The 17,521-nt window shown below is 52.4% G+C and carries 18 protein-coding genes, 2 tRNA genes and 1 rRNA gene; 11 read left to right on the top strand and 10 right to left on the bottom strand.

Features of this window, described 5'->3' with window-relative positions; all coding sequences use genetic code 11:
- Window positions 1–117: 117 nt before the first annotated feature.
- From rrf to dkgB, 3 genes are all read left to right on the top strand, one after another.
- A 5S ribosomal RNA gene (gene rrf / locus FD737_RS16570) occupies window positions 118–233 on the top strand.
- Between the two features lie 102 nt (window positions 234–335).
- A tRNA-Asp gene (locus FD737_RS16565) sits at window positions 336–412 on the top strand.
- A 169-nt stretch (window positions 413–581) separates the two neighbouring features.
- Entirely contained in the window at window positions 582–1,385 is an 804-nt protein-coding gene (dkgB, locus tag FD737_RS16560; protein ID WP_160834045.1) for a 2,5-didehydrogluconate reductase DkgB, read from the top strand.
- A 12-nt stretch (window positions 1,386–1,397) separates the two neighbouring features.
- On the opposite strand, the gene yafC is transcribed toward dkgB, so the two are convergent.
- On the bottom strand, window positions 1,398–2,306 hold the full coding sequence (yafC, locus tag FD737_RS16555; RefSeq protein ID WP_160834044.1) for a DNA-binding transcriptional regulator YafC: 909 nt from the start codon (window positions 2,304–2,306) through the stop codon (window positions 1,398–1,400).
- Window positions 2,307–2,406: 100 nt separating this feature from the next.
- On the opposite strand from yafC, the gene FD737_RS16550 reads away from it, so the two are divergent.
- Together FD737_RS16550 and FD737_RS16545 are read left to right on the top strand one after the other, a co-directional pair.
- Window positions 2,407–3,585, top strand: coding sequence for an MFS transporter (locus FD737_RS16550; RefSeq protein ID WP_097117582.1), 1,179 nt, complete (start codon window positions 2,407–2,409; stop codon window positions 3,583–3,585).
- Between the two features lie 148 nt (window positions 3,586–3,733).
- On the top strand, window positions 3,734–4,534 hold the full coding sequence (locus tag FD737_RS16545; RefSeq protein WP_058961574.1) for an endonuclease/exonuclease/phosphatase family protein: 801 nt from the start codon (window positions 3,734–3,736) through the stop codon (window positions 4,532–4,534).
- Here the strand turns inward: FD737_RS16545 and FD737_RS16540 are convergent.
- From FD737_RS16540 to gloB, 4 genes are all read right to left on the bottom strand, one after another.
- Window positions 4,531–5,226, bottom strand: a complete 696-nt coding sequence (locus FD737_RS16540) for a cyclase family protein (RefSeq protein ID WP_160834043.1) — start codon at window positions 5,224–5,226, stop codon at window positions 4,531–4,533. The two genes, FD737_RS16545 and FD737_RS16540, sit on opposite strands and share 4 nt — an antisense overlap.
- 7 nt (window positions 5,227–5,233) lie before the next feature.
- Entirely contained in the window at window positions 5,234–6,553 is a 1,320-nt protein-coding gene (locus FD737_RS16535; protein ID WP_160834042.1) for an MFS transporter, read from the bottom strand.
- A gap of 305 nt (window positions 6,554–6,858) precedes the next feature.
- The gene (gene mltD / locus FD737_RS16530; protein ID WP_160834041.1) at window positions 6,859–8,229 is read right to left on the bottom strand and encodes a murein transglycosylase D; all 1,371 of its coding nucleotides are present in this window, start codon (window positions 8,227–8,229) and stop codon (window positions 6,859–6,861) included.
- A gap of 71 nt (window positions 8,230–8,300) precedes the next feature.
- Window positions 8,301–9,056: a hydroxyacylglutathione hydrolase gene (gene gloB, locus FD737_RS16525; RefSeq protein ID WP_160834040.1), complete on the bottom strand. Its 756-nt coding sequence runs from the start codon at window positions 9,054–9,056 to the stop codon at window positions 8,301–8,303.
- Between the two features lie 40 nt (window positions 9,057–9,096).
- Between gloB and FD737_RS16520 the strand changes: the two genes are divergently transcribed.
- The gene (locus FD737_RS16520) at window positions 9,097–9,831 is read left to right on the top strand and encodes a class I SAM-dependent methyltransferase (protein ID WP_058961571.1); all 735 of its coding nucleotides are present in this window, start codon (window positions 9,097–9,099) and stop codon (window positions 9,829–9,831) included.
- Here the strand turns inward: FD737_RS16520 and rnhA are convergent.
- Window positions 9,816–10,283 carry a ribonuclease HI gene (rnhA, locus tag FD737_RS16515; RefSeq protein WP_034825410.1) on the bottom strand — a complete coding sequence of 156 codons (468 nt, stop codon included), beginning with the start codon at window positions 10,281–10,283 and terminating at the stop codon, window positions 9,816–9,818. The genes FD737_RS16520 and rnhA overlap by 16 nt on opposite strands.
- 53 nt (window positions 10,284–10,336) lie before the next feature.
- Here rnhA and dnaQ point away from each other — a divergent pair, with 53 nt between their 5' ends.
- Together dnaQ and FD737_RS16505 are read left to right on the top strand one after the other, a co-directional pair.
- The gene (gene dnaQ / locus FD737_RS16510) at window positions 10,337–11,068 is read left to right on the top strand and encodes a DNA polymerase III subunit epsilon (RefSeq protein WP_034825408.1); all 732 of its coding nucleotides are present in this window, start codon (window positions 10,337–10,339) and stop codon (window positions 11,066–11,068) included.
- A 134-nt stretch (window positions 11,069–11,202) separates the two neighbouring features.
- A tRNA-Asp gene (locus FD737_RS16505) sits at window positions 11,203–11,279 on the top strand.
- Window positions 11,280–11,358: 79 nt separating this feature from the next.
- Here the strand turns inward: FD737_RS16505 and FD737_RS16500 are convergent.
- The gene (locus FD737_RS16500) at window positions 11,359–12,852 is read right to left on the bottom strand and encodes an NCS1 family nucleobase:cation symporter-1 (protein WP_034825407.1); all 1,494 of its coding nucleotides are present in this window, start codon (window positions 12,850–12,852) and stop codon (window positions 11,359–11,361) included.
- A 145-nt stretch (window positions 12,853–12,997) separates the two neighbouring features.
- On the opposite strand from FD737_RS16500, the gene FD737_RS16495 reads away from it, so the two are divergent.
- Genes FD737_RS16495 through puuE form a run of 3 tightly spaced genes read left to right on the top strand, consistent with a single transcriptional unit; the run spans window position 12,998 to window position 15,442 of the window.
- Window positions 12,998–13,720: a GntR family transcriptional regulator gene (locus tag FD737_RS16495; RefSeq protein ID WP_097117574.1), complete on the top strand. Its 723-nt coding sequence runs from the start codon at window positions 12,998–13,000 to the stop codon at window positions 13,718–13,720.
- Window positions 13,717–14,448, top strand: coding sequence for an allantoin racemase (gene hpxA / locus FD737_RS16490; protein WP_097117573.1), 732 nt, complete (start codon window positions 13,717–13,719; stop codon window positions 14,446–14,448). Before FD737_RS16495 ends, hpxA begins: the two co-directional genes overlap by 4 nt.
- A 34-nt stretch (window positions 14,449–14,482) precedes the next feature.
- Window positions 14,483–15,442 (top strand): allantoinase PuuE, encoded by a 960-nt coding sequence (gene puuE / locus FD737_RS16485; RefSeq protein ID WP_097117572.1) that lies wholly within the window; start codon window positions 14,483–14,485, stop codon window positions 15,440–15,442.
- A 107-nt stretch (window positions 15,443–15,549) separates the two neighbouring features.
- Here puuE and hpxZ read toward each other — a convergent pair whose 3' ends face one another.
- The 3 genes from hpxZ to hpxX are packed head-to-tail and all read right to left on the bottom strand — an operon-like array spanning window position 15,550 to window position 17,515.
- A complete protein-coding gene (gene hpxZ / locus FD737_RS16480) occupies window positions 15,550–15,933 on the bottom strand; it encodes an oxalurate catabolism protein HpxZ (protein WP_160834039.1) in 384 nt (127 codons plus the stop codon).
- 2 nt (window positions 15,934–15,935) lie between these two features.
- On the bottom strand, window positions 15,936–17,333 hold the full coding sequence (locus FD737_RS16475) for an AtzE family amidohydrolase (protein ID WP_034825400.1): 1,398 nt from the start codon (window positions 17,331–17,333) through the stop codon (window positions 15,936–15,938).
- Window positions 17,330–17,515 carry an oxalurate catabolism protein HpxX gene (hpxX, locus tag FD737_RS16470; RefSeq protein WP_160834038.1) on the bottom strand — a complete coding sequence of 62 codons (186 nt, stop codon included), beginning with the start codon at window positions 17,513–17,515 and terminating at the stop codon, window positions 17,330–17,332. Before hpxX ends, FD737_RS16475 begins: the two co-directional genes overlap by 4 nt.
- Window positions 17,516–17,521: the final 6 nt, after the last annotated feature.

Genomic DNA, 17,521 nt, shown 5'->3' with positions numbered 1-17,521 from the left:
AGGCAAGGCGCCGACCGGGACGGAACGAAGGAGCATACTGAGGTATGTGACTGAGTTACGCGAGGGAGAGCAACGCAGCATCAGCACAAAAGACACAGGACAGAGCACAAGAATTTGCCTGGCGGCTTTAGCGCGGTGGTCCCACCTGACCCCATGCCGAACTCAGAAGTGAAACGCCGTAGCGCCGATGGTAGTGTGGGGCCTCCCCATGCGAGAGTAGGGAACTGCCAGGCATCAATTTAAGACTCATTCGTGAGTCGTGACCTTTCAGGTGACACTGAAAGGGCGAAACACACGAAGTCAGAACGGTTTTCTGATTTTGGTACAGAATCGGTGGAGCGGTAGTTCAGTTGGTTAGAATACCTGCCTGTCACGCAGGGGGTCGCGGGTTCGAGCCCCGTCCGTTCCGCCACTTAATTGAATAGCCCTGACTTAATAAGTCAGGGCTTTTTCATGTGCAAAATTCAGTGTTAATTATTGATTTAAACGCAATATTCTTCTGCTTATAAGCGGATTTTTCGTCAACAATAAAGCTGCCAAAATACTTCCCATCGCAATAATCCACAAACGATGAGGAAATCATGACAATCCCAGCCTTTGGTTTAGGCACTTTTCGCCTGCAAGATGATGTTGTAATCCATTCCGTGAAAACGGCACTGGAACTCGGATACCGTGCGGTCGATACTGCCCAAATCTATGAAAATGAAGCCGCTGTTGGTCAGGCTATTGCTGAAAGTGGCATAGCTCGTCATCAACTCTTTATTACTACCAAGATCTGGATCGAAAACCTATCGGCTGAAAAGCTAATACCGAGTTTGCAGCAAAGTCTGTCAAAACTGCGCACCAATTATGTTGATCTTACATTGATCCACTGGCCTTCACCCGGCGCAGCAGTCCCGGTGAAAGAGAGTATGCAGGCATTAATGGCAGCGAAAGAGGCGGGCCTGACGCGCCAGATTGGCATATCGAACTTCCCGATTGCGCTAATGAGAGAGGCCATTGCCGCAGTTGGCATTGAAAATATTGCCACCAACCAGATTGAACTCCATCCCTTCCTGCAAAACAGCGAGGTGGTTGAATTTGCTAAGCAGCAAGGAATGCACATCACGTCTTACATGACACTGGCTTATGGAGAGGCACTAAGGGATGCGACCATCCAGTCGATTGCGCACAAACATCAGGCGACACCGGCACAAATCGTTCTGGCGTGGGCGATGCAATCTGGCTTCAGCGTGATCCCTTCTTCAACTAAGCGCGATAATCTGGCCAGCAATATGGATGCTGCTAACTTAACGCTTGATGCGGAGGATATGAAAAGCATCTCATCACTGGATCGCCAGCAGCGGTTGGTTAGCCCTGAAGGGTTGGCTCCGGACTGGGATTAAGTGACGAAGTATTCAGCCCTGCATTCGCCAGGGCTGTTGCTTAACCCACTCACTGAGAAAGTCGATAAAAGCACGTGCACGTTGGCTAACGCCCAGATCGCTGTAATAGACCGCGTTGAACGGCATCGCTACGGGTACTCGCTGTTGTGCCAACACCTCAATAAATGTCCCATCCGCGATTTCACTGTCTACCATATAATCGGACAAACAAGCGATACCTTGATCATCGAGACAAAGTTGTTTAATAGTTTCACCGCTGTTTGAGGACATTCCCGGCACGATGTCATAAAGGTCATGACCATTCTCAGACACAGGCCAACGGTTCAGGCGCAGCGGTTCTACAAATCCAAGGCATTCATGATTTATCAAATCCGATGTAGAGAGGGGGACACCCCTTTTCGCCAGATAAGCCGGAGTTGCTACCAATTTGCGATAGCTGATAAACAGCAAACGTGCTCGTAAGGTCGAATCCGTCAGGTTGCCTGCGCGAATAGCTACATCGACTTTACGTTCAATCAGATTGATAAAGCTCTCCGACGAGATAAGCGACAGGGTGACGTCGGGGTAGCGCTCACGGAAGGGTTTAATCATCGGCAGAATCAAATGCAGAATGACCGGCGTGGCAGCGTCTATGCGCAGAAGACCTTGCGGAGCCTGCTGACGTTCCATGAGCTCATTTTCAGCGGTCGACATCTCCTGCATAAGTTTCTGAACGCGTTTAAAGTAGTCCTCACCTTCCTGAGTGAGCGCGAGCTGACGCGTGGTGCGCGTGAGTAATGCCACTCCAAGTTTATTCTCCAGCTTTTTAACTGTACGGCTCACCGCCGAATTCGCCATCAGCAGTTGTTCCGCCGCACGGCTAAAACTACCGCTTTCGACCACAGCAATAAAAACTTTCAACTCATCCGACGATGCTTTCATTATGCTCCCCGAGGCAAAAGTCTATTCTCACTTTGCATCTTTTTGTCATTAAAGCATGAGTCGATAATGACGCCCATCAAAACATTCATGGGAGTCAATCATGCCACTTGCACTCTGGGCGCTGACTATCAGCGCCTTCGCTATCGGAACCACAGAATTCGTTATCGTCGGTCTTATTCCTACGATTGCGGAACAACTTAACATCACGCTACCTTCAGCAGGTATGTTGGTCTCAATTTACGCCCTTGGTGTCGCCGTGGGGGCGCCAGTGCTTACTGCTTTAACCGGCAAAGTGCCGCGCAAGCCACTGCTGATAGGGCTGATGGTGCTTTTTACGGTGGGCAACCTGGTCGCCTGGTTGGCACCGAACTATGAGACGTTGGTCGTTGCTCGCTTGCTAACGGGACTCGCGCACGGTGTATTCTTCTCGGTCGGTTCAACGATTGCGACCAGTCTGGTGAGTAAGGAGAAGGCTGCAAGTGCCATCGCCATCATGTTTGGCGGTCTGACGGTGGCATTGGTAACCGGAGTGCCCTTGGGTACACTGATTGGTCAGCACTTTGGGTGGCGTGAAAGTTTCCTCGCAGTTTCCTTGTTAGGTGTCATTGCTTTAGTCAGCAGCATGGTACTGATACCGCGTAATGTTGCGCAGCCACCTGTTACCACTTTGGCACAGCAAGCGCGCGTCATGGTGAACCCACGCCTGCTATTAATCTATGCTATTACCGCGTTGGGCTACGGCGGCGTGTTTACCGCCTTCACTTTCCTGGCGCCGATGATGCAGTCATTGGCCGGTTTTTCCCCTGCAGCGGTCAGTGTCATTCTGCTGGGATACGGTATCTCCGTCGCCATCGGTAATATCTGGGGTGGCAAGTTGGCCGATCGTCACGGGGCTGTACCCGCGTTAACGCTGATCTTTAGCACATTGGCGGTATTGCTGTTGATATTCCAGTTTACGGCTAATACACACTTTATGGCGCTGGCAACGGTGCTGGTAATGGGGATTTTTGCCTTCGCTAACGTACCGGGCCTGCAGGTCTATGTGGTGCAGAAGGCTGAGTCCTATGCGCCTGGTGCAGTTGATGTGGCGTCAGGACTGAATATCGCGGCGTTTAACATCGGGATTGCTCTAGGGTCATTGGTTGGTGGTCATATTGTCGAACACTACGGTCTGGCTCAAACCCCTTGGGTTGGCGCTGTCATTGTTTTTATCGCGCTATTGCTGGTAAGACTGAGCGGTCAGCTCGACAAACCCCGTACTGCATTTGCCACGGAATAATGAGGTCAACAACCCGCTAAAGGGCGGGTTGTTACCGTAATATGCTGTGAAGCTAATTCCGACAATTAACAACGCCAATTGAAACCCTGTCCTAAAATCCCTATAACTGTCAGGTGAAGTTGTAGTCGTAAATCAGCCAGGCGGGAAAGTGCGAAAGAAAACATATGCAATGCGTTATACAGCGGGTCAGCCTGCAGAGCGGATATTTCCGCCTGGGGCGATGTTGCATCTGGGACAGGCGCTGCCGCCTGGTGCACCGTTACCTGCGGATCCTGCATTGCGGGTTTTAGTATGGAATATCTTCAAGCAGCAGCGGGCTGATTGGATGTCCGTACTGCAGGGTTTCGGCAAAGATGCTCACCTTGTTTTACTTCAGGAAGCACAAACCACCCCTGAGTTGGTCAAATTCGCCACCAGTAACTATCTGGCGGCCGATCAGGTACCTGCCTTCGTCTTACCCCAACATCCCTCCGGCGTGATGACGCTCGCTTCTGCGCATCCTGTGTATTGCTGTCCATTGCGTGAGCGCGAACCTTTATTACGCCTGGCAAAATCGGCGCTGGTGACGGCCTATCCACTGCCGACCGGCGAAATGCTGATGGTGGTCAATATTCACGCGGTGAATTTCAGCCTGGGTGTGGATGTCTACAGCAAGCAACTTGGGCCGATTGGCGAACAGATTCAACATCATCGCGGACCGGTGATCATGGCCGGCGATTTCAATGCCTGGAGCCGTCAGCGCATGAACGCGCTGTATCGCTTTGCCGCAGAGATGGCATTACACGAAGTGAATTTCACGGATGACCATCGGCGTAAAGCGTTTGGCCGTCCGTTAGATTTTGTCTTCTACCGTGATATGAAAGTTAGCGAGGCTTCTGTGCTGGTCACGCGCGCTTCTGATCACAATCCACTGTTAGTCGAGTTCACGCCAACAGCGCTTGCCCGCTAAGTCTCAATGAACGCAATCGCCCGCACCGGCGAGGCTGACCCGCGCTCAATTCGAAGTGGTAGTGCAAGAAAGCAAAAGTGCGCAGGCAACATCTCTAAGTTGGCCAGATTTTCGATAATAAGATTATCGTTACCCAGTACAGCTAAATGCGCGGGATTTTCTGCATTGCCAAAGGCATCGAGCGAGAGGGCATCGGTGCCAAATACCTTTACACCTTTTGCAATCAAATAAGCAGCACCTTCCGCAGAAAGCCCCGGCCAATCCTGCAGAAATGCGCTGTGATCGGGTTTAAGAGCCCATTTTTCATGCCAGTCTGTGCGAAAAATGACGATGTCATCAGCCTCAATTGCGCCAAAGTCCCTTTCCCAAAGTTGAATGTCCTTAACACCAAAAGTGTGGCAGGGCGCAATATGTCGCATATCCAGCAGCAAGCCCCGGCCCATTAACTGGCATACATCAATCTCTTCGATTGTCTTGCCGCCTTCAATAAAGTGTGAAGGAGCATCGACATGAGTCCCGCAATGATCCCCCATGATTATCTGGCAGTTATAATTTCCATCGCCGGTTGAATGAGTTTCATTATCCGCACGGATAAATTTCGGGTGTGTCGGCCATACGGGCATGCTGGTTTGATGTAAATGACTAAGTTCTACTATTTTGCTGCTGCGAATCTGTTTCCAGGGAGCTGTCATGTCATCCTCACTTATTCACATTTACCGTTTCTTTGAGCAGGGCAAGGGGAATGCAAGAAAGCAGCAGCATCCCGACGATTACGGCATAGTGCACGCTGAAACCCCACGTATGGATAATCCAGCCGCTAACAGGGGCGACCAGAATGCCAGCGATACCCACCGCCAAACCAATCATCAATCCAAGGCTCGAAGCTGCTGCATGAGGTGAAGAATCAATCAGCAGCGCATACGCAACAGGATAGGGCGAATTGCGGAACAGCCCCCAAAAAATCAGGATCCCCCAGGCAAGTGCGGCAGAATGAATAAAAATGCAGAGCGAACAGGCAAGGATCCAGCCCGCGATAATGATCGTCAGAGATGTCTTACGCCCGCGTTTATCCGAAAAACTGCCCCAAACGATCTGACCAATCCAGCCGGTGATGCCCGAAGCACCCGAAATGATGGCGGCGTTGGATAGGTCCAAACCGACCTCACGTGTGAGTTGGAGGGTTAAGAAGTTTGCAATCCCCATTTCAGCCCAGATAAAACCAAAGACCAGTGCAATCGCCATCAGGCAATTACGGTTTTTAAGGCAGCTAAAGGAATTTTTCAGGCTGGATTTCTGCGGTTTGGCTTCGATCGGGCTAGTCAGTTTGTGTTCGTCGATCCAATTAAAGACGCGTTGATGATTTTTTTTGGTTCCTATAATCAACTGCAATACCACGATGATTAATCCGATCAAAGGGATAAACAGAAATGCATTGCGCCAATCACCAAACATTAAAATCGCTGCAATTAAAATCGGACCAATGAATTGCCCAAGCGGAAAACCGGTGTGATGTACGCCAATGGCGAAACCTCGATTTTCTTTTTGCCACCACTCGCCGAGCAATGCCACATTAATTGGCTCTGAGCCGCCGGTACCCATCCCCATAAAAACACGCAGCGCCTGAAATGCCCCCAGCGATTTGCAAAATGCTGTAGCAACACCAGATATGATCTCCACCAAAACTGCCAGGCACCAGCTATAGCAGCGGCGATAACCGCTACCGATATAATCGGAAAGCAGGCCAAATAGCACCGCACCTGATAACGTACCGAAGAAGCTTAGCGAGTTAATCCACCCAGCCTGCACTTCACTAAGATTGAAATCCTTCATTATTGCCGGCAATAGGGTGGGTAAGATGATACGGTCTATCGAGTTCATCAAGATAGCAAGTGTCGTGATGACCAGCATGGCCCATGATAAAGAATGGGCACGTGGTAACCAGCGTGGTGTTGTCGTGTTCGTTTGCTGCCCTGAAGCATTACCTGCTTCCTTAAGCTGTTCGTTAAGGCTATCGCTCATTCTCAACCCTTATCCTACCGATGGTTTATCAAATCACTGAACTTACGGTTCAGCGATAGAGTGAATGCACGCCATGTAACATTTAAATTACGAATGCGGCGCCTTTCGTTAACACCATCGGTTGGCTTCTACCATACAAGTTGCTCCAGGTGGATATTTGACCAACATCACGTCTAAGGGTTTTTAATCGGGATAAAAGTCTTCAGAAGGGGAATGAGGAGAGAGGAGAGAGATAACAGGTTGCCACGACCTCGTTGAGGTAATAAAAATGAAAAAGGCTGACAAAAGTCAGCCTTTTCGACGCATTAGGTATCAGGTGTTGCGCTATTCTTCACAAACAGCGTGAGCTTATCGCCCGGCTGAATGTCTTTAGCGTCACTGTTCCAGCGCATAACATCCTGGGTGTTCACACCATGACGTTTTGCAATACTGGCAAAAGAATCACCCTTACGTACACGGTAGGTGATGCTGTTGCCGTTATCCGCCAACTGCGTTGCTTTACCGCCCACCGTCAATTTCTGACCGATGCGAACGGAAGCGCTACGCAAGTTGTTCTGCTGTTTCAGTGCACTGACGCTGACGCCAAGCTTGTTAGCAATTGCTGACAAGGTGTCGCCTTTGCGTACCGTGTAGTTGTTTCCTGCTGCACTGACTTTCGCCATTTCAACAGGCTGCACGGATGCAATGTCACCGGATGCCAGTGAATTGCGCAGTTTAGCAACGTTGGACTTAGGCACCATAATATAGTGCGGTCCGTTTGGCGCAGTGGTGCCATTTTTATAACCGGCGTTGAAGCTCTTCAACTTGTTGAGCGACATGCCGGCCATATCTGCAGCCTGCGTCAGTTCAATTTGCTGTCCCACTTCCACACGTGCTAAAGCACGGCTTTCGTTCGGGGTCGGCAATTTGATACCGTACTGCTTGTTGTTCTTGAGGATTTCACTCAAGGCCAACATCTTAGGTACATAGACCGTGGTTTCGCGTGGTAACGATAAGTGCCAGAAATCAGTCGGCTTGCCGCGCGCCTTATTCTGTTTTATCGCTTTCAGCACGCGTCCTTCACCGCTGTTATAGGCGGCCACTGTTAACAACCAGTCACCGTCAAACATACCGTTCAGACGCTGCATCATATCCAGCGCAACTTTGGTCGAGGCCACCACATCGCGGCGTCCGTCATACCATTGGTTCTGTTTCAAACCATAGTTTTTGCCCGTTTGTGCAACAATCTGCCAGATGCCAGCGGCATTCGCAGAAGATGTTGCATGTGGGTCAAAAGCGCTCTCCACTATGGGTAGCAGTACCAGTTCCATCGGCATTTTACGTTTCTGTATCTGCTCGACAATCCAGTACATGTACGGCTCTGCCCGTAATGTTACATCGTGGAGATAGCTCTTATTTTTTAAAAACTTTGTTTTTTGTTCGCGGATCCGGGGGTTTTCCGGAATCCCCATCTTCAACTCGTCACTAATGTGATTACAGAGATCGGTATCTTCTGCGAGGCTTGTTCCATCATCCTGCCAGCGCTGCGATAATAATTGATCTCCGTACTTTCCATTTTCACCTTGACCAGCTGAAGACAGGCTCTGTGCATGCTGTACGGGGATATTGGCGTCATTCCTTGATGCCTGACATCCTACCAGCAAGACCGAGGCGAGTAAGATCGCTTTAGCCTTCATGTGTGTGTCAATAGTTCGCTTAAAAGACGAGCAACTATACGTTAGGGGTACACACAACACAACCTTAAATATCAAAAACGGTCTTTCTTCTCGCGTAGATCAGCGAAAGTTTGCCATAACGGGGAGGAAGCAACATTAGTCCCCAAAGCCTTTTGTAAATCAGCATCTTGCGTACGGAGAAATAAATTTATATCCCGCTCAAGTGCCAGTTTTGTTGGCAAAGTAATGCGATTTTCTGCACGTAAGTCCTTAATTTGCTGATACCTTGCCAAAATTTTCGGGTCATGAGGCAGAATAGCCGCAGCAAACTTCATATTGGATAAAGTGTACTCATGAGCGCAGCAAATCAAGGTGTCCGCAGGGAGTTGGTTAAGCTTTTGAAATGAATCAAACATTTGTTCTGCTGTGCCTTCAAATAATCTTCCACAGCCGCCAGAAAACATCGTGTCACCACAGAAAAGATAAGGTGAACTGAAATATGAGATATGTCCTAAAGTGTGTCCGGGTGTTGCGATGACACGGAAATCTAGCCCAAGCAGGGTAAATTTATCATTCTCAGAGACGATGTGTTTTGCCCCCTTATCCGCGGTTTCCTCTGGTCCGTAAACCGCGATATCGGGATAGTGTTGCAATAATTCGGCGACACCGCCGACATGATCGTGATGATGATGCGTGAGTAAAATGGCCACCGGTTGCCACTTGTTGACTCTGATTTTATCCAGCACCGGTTGAGCCTCGCCGGGATCGACGATCAGACAGTTTTTATCATCGTCCGTCAGTGTCCAGATGTAGTTATCCTGCAACGCGGGAATACTGGTAAGATTCATAAACACCTCTCAGGTCGTAGAAAAAGGATGATGGTAGAGCATGAAGCCAGCGAAAACACGCCAGGTTCTGACTGCGCCGCGCTCCTGGCGCGATATGCCATGGGGCGATTATTTTCGCGATGCACTCACGCAGCAGTTGCAGCCTTACCTTGGAAAGCTGTATGGCTTTCATATGCTTAAACTTGGCAGCCTCAGCGCAGAAATCAATACCCGTCAGTGTGCCATATCGCATCAGGTAAATGTGGGCATTGAGGGCGATGACTTGCAGGTGATCGCCAATACCACGCAATTACCTTTTGAAGCGAAATCGATTGATGCTTGTTTGATGGCGCATACCCTGGCATGGAGTCAGGATCCCCATCGCGTGTTACGAGAAGTGGATCGCGTCCTGATTGACGATGGTTGGATGATTATCAGCGGGTTCAACCCGTTCAGCTTGCTGGGGATCAGCAAAGGTATCCCGGGTTTGCACGCCCGTGCGCCATGGAGCGGACGCATGTTCAGCCAGGTACGCTTGCTCGACTGGCTCAGCCTGCTCAACTATGAAGTGGTCTATCGCACCCGTTTTCAAGTGGTGCCGTGGCATCGGCAGGGCGGCAAAGTAATCAGTGCGCACCTGCCCGCGCTGGGATGTCTGAACATTGTGGTGGCACGCAAACGAACATTCCCATTAACGCCCACCAAAGCGAAGAAGAGCTTAAACAAAGCGCAGGTCAGACAAACGGTGAATGCCACCCGGCAATTTCGTGAAGTGAAGGATCAGGATTCGACCTGATAGCCGACATCATCCTGCGTCGGATGACCGGCTGCGCTGCGTGCCAGTTCGTCGCAGCGCTCGTTTTCCGGGTGACCGGCGTGGCCTTTTACCCATTCCCACTTTATTTCATGGTGGCTGAGCGCGAGATCGAGCCGCTTCCAGAGATCGACATTTTTCACCGGCTTTTTATCGGCCGTTTTCCAGCCGCGCTTTTTCCAGTTATGGATCCAACTGGTGATGCCCTGGCGCACATACTGACTGTCGGTGCTGAGCACCACTTCGCAGGGCTGCGTTAGCGCCTCTAACGCCACAATCGCCGCCATCATTTCCATGCGGTTGTTGGTCGTGAGTCGATAACCGGCGCTGAACTCTTTTTCATGTGGGCCATAACGTAAAATGGCACCGTAACCGCCGGGGCCGGGATTGCCCAGGCAGGATCCATCGGTGAATATTTCTACCTGTTTGCGCATCTCTGGTAGACTTCCTTCTGACAAAACGCCAAGTCTGACATAAAACGAGTCCTATGAGCACTGCAAATAACCGCCAGATCGTCCTCGATACCGAAACCACCGGCATGAACATGATCGGTGTGCACTATGAAGGACATCGCATCATTGAAATCGGTGCGGTTGAGGTGATTAACCGTCGCCTGACCGGCAACAACTTCCATATGTATCTCAAGCCCGATCGGCTGGTGGATCCGGAAGCTTTCGGCGTTCACGGTATTGCCGATGAGTTTCTTGCCGATAAGCCGATGTTTGCAGACATCGCCGATGAATTCCTCGAATACATCCGTGGTGCAGAGCTGGTGATCCATAACGCGTCGTTCGATATCGGCTTTATGGATTATGAGTTTGGCATGCTTAAGCGCGGTATCGGCAAAACCGACACCTTCTGTCAGGTGACAGATAGCCTGGCGATGGCGCGTAAAATGTATCCAGGCAAGCGCAATAGCCTCGATGCACTGTGTAATCGCTACGAAATCGACAACAGCAAACGTACGCTGCACGGCGCATTGCTCGATGCCGAAATTCTGGCTGAAGTGTTCCTGATGATGACGGGCGGCCAAACTTCGCTGGCTTTCTCGGCGGAAGGCGATCAGAGCAGCCAAAATACCGGCGATAACATTCAGCGCATCGTGCGTCCGAGTTCAGGATTACGCGTGGTCAACGCCAGCGATGATGAGATTATCGCACATGAAAGCCGTCTGGATTTAGTGTTGAAGAAGGGCGGAAGCTGCCTGTGGCGGGCCTGAATGGGCTGATTTTGCGTGGAAAAGCAACGTAAAGCTGAAAAAATGGGCAAACGATTCATTCCCTCAGAAAAAGCATTGACGGTTCATAAGGCTGCCATTAATATTCGCCTCGTTCTCGACGGGGAACAAAGCGCGGAGCGGTAGTTCAGTTGGTTAGAATACCTGCCTGTCACGCAGGGGGTCGCGGGTTCGAGCCCCGTCCGTTCCGCCAATCATTAAAGAAGCCGATGCAGAAATGCATCGGCTTTTTGCTTTTTCAGGCTGGCATCGGCGCCAACCTGATCACCAGATCAATCCTTCTGCACCGCCACTTCCTGACGATAGGTGCCCACTGAGACTTCACGATCGGCGCGAGCCAGCCAGCGATAGCAACCTGCACCTAATGCCACACCAATAAACCAGCTGAAGTTTGCCACGGCATGCAGTGACGGAATAAAGCTGATCACCAGGCAAATACCTACCGACGGCAGCAGTGCGGCAATCGCTTTTGGGTTAAAGCCCCCGCGATACCAGTAGCGTCCTTTTGGTGTGTCATCAAACAGGTCGTCAACGTAAACCTTGCTGCGCTTAATCAGATAGAAATCGGCCACCAAAATGCCAAACAGCGGGCCGATAAAGGAGCCCAGCACATCCAGCGTGTAATGAATCAACTCCGGTGACTGGAACAGATTCCATGGCGTCAGCAGAACAGAACCCACTGCGGCAATCATTCCACCGGTACGGAAACTGATTTTCTGCGGTGAGCAATTTGAGAAGTCGAAAGCCGGGGAAACAAAGTTCGCCACGATGTTGATGCCGATAGTGGCGATAATCATGGTGAGTAAACCAATCGCGACGGCGACATCATTGCCAACCATGCTCACGGTCTCAATGGGATCGGTAATCATGCGGCCGAACAGCGATTGGGTACCTGACACGATCACCACGGTGACAATCGAGAACAGCAGGAAGTTAAACGGCAGGCCCCAGCGGTTCCCCCGGCGGATTTCCCCCATGCTTTTACCGTAGCGAGAGAAGTCACCAAAGTTGAGTAATGGGCCAGAGAAGTAAGAGACCACTAATGCGGTGGCGGTGATCATCTGCCAGGTTTGCTCACCAGTGCTTAACTGCTTGCTGGCCAGCGTAAAGGAGATACCGTCAAAGCCGGTTTTGTATACAATCCAGCCCGCTAGCGCCACCATCACCACGTAGACAGCCGGACCCGCCACATCGATAAAGCGTTTAATCGCGCTCATGCCGTGCCAGAACACCATCGCCTGCAGGAACCACATCACGCCGAAGCAGCACCAGCCCAGTTGAGACAACCCCAGCCAGCTGCTTTGCGTCATCCCGCTTAATGAAGGGAAGAACTTCAGCAGTACCAGCATCAGCGCATTAGCCGCTAAATAGGTTTGAATGCCATACCAGGCGAAAGCGATCAGGCCGCGAATCACCGCGGGGATATTGGCACCGAACACGCCGAATGCCTGACGTGAAATCACCGCGTAAGGCACGCCCGCCATCTGGCTCGGTTTGGCGACGAGATTGGCACACAACTGTACGATGCAGATACCTACCAGCAGACAAAGCAGCACCTGCCAGCTCGCCAGTCCCAACGTAAAGAAGCTGGCGGCGACCACATAGCCACCCATGCTGTGCACATCCGACATCCAGAAAGAGAAAATGTTATACCACGACCAGTTCTGGTCGCGCGTGGGCGCCAGATCTTCATTACACAGGCGTGGACTGTAGTGGGCGTTGGCGCCAGAGGCCACCCCGGAGGTCACTTCAGAATGATTTGGCATGAAACCTGCTCCTCTAACAACATGGGAAAAATAATCACAGCGTGAAACGGTATTGCAGGATCCAGGCCAGAATTGATTTCTTGTATACAAAAAATTAATTTCACGTATACGATGTGCTGTGCACAGACACTTACCGGAGCAGGTAATGAAGAGCGAAACAGGCCAGAAAACGGCTGCCGATCTGAATGATCGCGACGAACCCATCTATCAGGCATTACTCACCGCCATTGTGGAACATCAGCTGCCACCGGGCAGCAAATTGCCAGAAGAGGCGCTATCAGAAGCTTTTGGTGTGAGCCGTACCGGCATTCGCAAGGTGCTACAACGCCTCGCGGCGGTGCAAATGATCACCTTGTCGCCCAGGCGTGGTGCACAAGTGGCCACGCCGGGCGTTGACGAGGCGCGCGATATCTTTGCCACACGCAGCTTACTCGAGTGCGCCAATTTGCCCGCGGTGCTGGCTCACGTTCAGCCACCACACCTTGCTGCCCTGAGCACACTCATTGAGGAAGAGCAGCAGGCTCACGAACAGCACGATGGTGCGGCGGCAATTCGGCTCTCTGCGGCTTTTCATATTCAGCTACAGGCGATTTCCGGTAATCAGGTGCTGACGGATATGGTGACGCGCCTGACACAGCGCTCATCATTAGTGATTGCCGCCTATGGTGCGCCCTGGCAACGCGGGTGTCGTTGCGATCATCACGATCGGCTGGTGGAGCTACTGCGGCAGAAAGATCTTCCCGCGCTCACCGCAGCCTTACAGCATCACTTCCAACACATCGTGGCCAGCCTGCATTTTGAGCGCAGCGGCGAAACCTTACCCGACTTCACCCGGTTATTTTCCGGTCACAATGGAGCCGCATCATGAGCCTGATTCAGGTGATCAACCCCAATACCAGCCTGGCGATGACAGAAACCATCGGTGCAGCCGCACGTGCGGTAGCGGCACCAGGAACTGAAATTCTGGCGGTGTGTCCGAGCCAGGGGGTGCCTTCGATTGAAGGGCACTTCGATGAAGCCATTGCGGCGATTGGCGTACTGGAACAGGTCAGGGTCGGCAAAGCACAGGGCGTGAGTGGCCACATTATTGCCTGTTTCGGCGATCCGGGATTGCTGGCCGCGCGTGAACTGGCCAGCGGTCCGGTGATCGGCATTGCGGAAGCCGCGATGCACACGGCAACGCTGGTGGCGACACGCTTTTCAATCGTCACCACGCTACCGCGTACCCTGGTGATTGCCCGCCATCTGCTGCAACAATATGGCTTTAGCCATCATTGTGCGGCGTTGCACGCTATCGATCTCCCGGTGCTGGCGCTGGAAGATGGCAGCGGTGTGGCGCAGGAAAAAGTGCGCCAGCGTTGCATTCAGGCGAAGCGAGAAGATGGCAGCGGCGCGATAGTGCTGGGCTGTGGCGGTATGGCCTCACTGGCACAGGAGCTGACGAAAGAGCTGGGTCTGCCGGTGATTGATGGCGTCAGCGCTGCGGTAAAAATGGTGGAATCACTGGTGGCGCTGGGCTTTGGTACCAGTAAACATGGCGATTTAGATTACCCGATCGAAAAACCGCTCAGCGGCGCATTTCAGCACCTAAACTAAGTGCTGGTTGAGGACTGACTAAGGAATTTACAGAATGAGCGATGTATCTGAAAAGAAAGAGTACAGCTTCAACAAAAACTACCCGCGTGACCTGATTGGTTATGCTAACCATCCGCCGCACGCACAGTGGCCGGGCAACGCGAAAGTGGCGGTGCAGTTTGTCCTCAACTATGAAGAGGGGGCAGAAAACAATGTGCTGCACGGCGATGCAGGATCTGAACAATTCCTATCCGATATCATTGGCGCCGCCAGTTACGCCGACCGCCATATGTCGATGGATTCTCTCTATGAATACGGTTCGCGCGCAGGCTTTTGGCGCATTCACAACGAGTTCCAGAAGCGCGGATTGCCATTAACGGTTTTCGGCGTGGCGATGGCGCTGGCGCGTCATCCGGAGATTGTGGACGCCATCAAAGTCGCGGATTACGACGTAGTCAGCCATGGCTGGCGCTGGATCCATTATCAGTCGATGGATGCCAAAACCGAACGTCAGCACATGCAGCAGGCGGTGGATGTACTGCGCGATCTCTTTGGTAAAGCGCCTACCGGCTGGTACACCGGCCGCGACAGCCCCAACACCCGCCGCTTAGTGGTGGAGAACGGTGGCTTCAGTTATGACAGCGATTATTACGGCGACGATCTTCCGTTCTGGACGCAGGTGACCTGCCAGGATGGCACGGTGAAACCGCATCTGATCATTCCTTATACGCTGGAATGTAACGATATGCGCTTCGCCTCGCCACAGGGTTTTAATACCGCCGAGCAGTTCTTTGTCTATCTGCGTGACACCTTTGATGTGTTGTATGAAGAGGGCGACACCGCGCCGAAGATGATGTCGATTGGCATGCACTGTCGACTGCTCGGCCGCCCGGGCAAATTCCGTGCCTTGCAGCGTTTCCTTGACCATATCCAGCAGCATGAGAATGTGTGGGTTTGTACGCGCCAGCAAATCGCTGATCACTGGATGGAGACGCACCCGGCTCCTGCTGTTTAACGACCAGCGATACTCCGCGCCGACACATTTGGCCGGTACGACATGAACTGTCGTACCGGCCCTGACCACGCGAGTTAAGTCTTACTGACGAGCGCCGGTTTACCCCGCTAGCTCATTAAACTCACCTGCGCCGCGACAATCCGCCACCCATAAGGCATGCGCACCCATGTTTGCTGCTGGCGACCAATCTTCTCCACGCCTTCACGCGTAAACTCAGTGCTGCACACCGCGTAGTCATCTCCAAAGGTGGTGATCACCGTATTACGTAGCGTGCGCGCCAATCCCTTCGATGGACGGGCAGCGCGAAATGCACGGATCTCATCAATGCCATACAGATTTTCCCCTGCGCCCAAACGCACGGTACGATCGTCGTGCCAGAAAAGTTCATCCAGCACATCAACATTGTTGCTTACCAGCGCTTCTTCATAGCGGTAAAACGCAGCGGTCACCTCAGCCAGCACAGCAGGACGATCAATATGTTCAGGTGTCATGGTTACGCATCCATCAGGGTAGTTTGTGGCAGGGTCAACCCTTGCTGCTGCAGTGCCCAGGCGGCGCGCAGTGCAAGATGTTCTTTAAACGGTGCTGCGATTAACTGTAAGCCAATCGGTAATCCGCTGGCAGTTTGCAAAGGCACGGTACAGACCGGCAAGCCGAGGAAGGAAATTGGCTGCGTTAACATGCCCATACTGGCGCGCGTCGGCAAATCCTGGCCGTTAATATGAATCGTCTCTTGCCCAATGGTGGTCGCGGTGCAAGGGGTCGCCGGTGCAATCAGGACATCGAATTGTTCAAACAGCGGTAACACCTGCTGTTGGAAATGACGGCGGAAGCGCTGCGCCTGCACATACCACGCGGAAGGCAGCATCGCTCCGGCCAGCAGGCGCTCGCGAGAGTTCGGTTCGAATTGCTCGGGAAAATTGCGCAAAGCGGGCAGATAGTGATTGCCGCCTTCTGAGGCGGTGAGGATAAAGGCCGCTGAACGGGCAATTTCCGCGTTGGCTAACGTGACGGCTTCGCTGGCATCCAGCGCTTGTGCCACCACTTGCACGGCGGCACGCGCTTCTTCGCTGCACCAGGTCGAAAAGAAACCACCCAACACTGCGCTACGTATGCCTTCTGCGCCTTTTACTAATCCGTCACTGGCCGGTTCCTTCGCCTGCGCAGCCTGGAAAGCATCGCTGGCATCGTGACCTTGCAGCGCATCGTACACCAGACTCAAATCTTCCACCGAGCGAGCAAACGGACCGATATGATCGAGGCTGGCGACAAAAGGATGGCTGCCACTGCGCGATAAGCGACCAAAGGTCGGTTTGAGTCCATAGATACCGCACAACGAGGCCGGCACGCGGATCGAACCATTGGTATCGGTGCCCAGTGAGAAGTGCACTAAGCCTGACGCGACGGCCGCCGCCGAGCCGCCGGAGGAACCACCGGCAACGCGGCTCAAATCGCGCGGATTATGGGTCGGGCCATAATGGGTGTTTTCGGTGGTAAAGCCGTAAGCGTAGGCATCCATATTCAGCATGCCGGAGAGCAGTGCACCGGACTGACGCAGTCGACTCACCGCCCACGCATCTTCGCGGGCCGCTGCACGTTCACTGAATAAGCTGGCACCAGCAAGGGTACTGTGACCGGCGACATCAAACAGGTTTTTAACCGCATAAGGAATACCCGCCAGCACAGGCAATACTTCACCGCGCTGGCGTTGCAAATCGACCTGATCCGCCTCGCGCAACATACGCTGACCGGTGACTTCGGTCCACGCATTGAGTGCAGGATTGTGCTGTTCAATGGCGTTCAACGTCTGTTGCGCCACTTCACGGGCGCTAATATCACCTTGATTCAGCGCATGATTGAGCGCTTTGATGGATAACGATGCCAGTTTCATGGATGAAACACTCCTGCCACTTCCAGCCGGTCATCCAGCGGGAAAGCCATGAGCGGTTCAGCCATGGCGGCGATGCGATTGAACTGCACCAGCAATTCAGTGCGACGTGCTTCTTCCAGCTCCAGAGCCAGAATCTGTTCCATTTGAGCGATATAAGCCGCCCAGTCCGGTTGCGAATGCATGATGGT

The organism is Pantoea sp. Seng (genome assembly GCF_009829935.1).
Lineage (GTDB): Bacteria > Pseudomonadota > Gammaproteobacteria > Enterobacterales > Enterobacteriaceae > Pantoea > Pantoea communis.
Note: the sequence above shows the minus strand (reverse complement) of the source record. Positions and strands in the feature narration are given on the sequence as shown.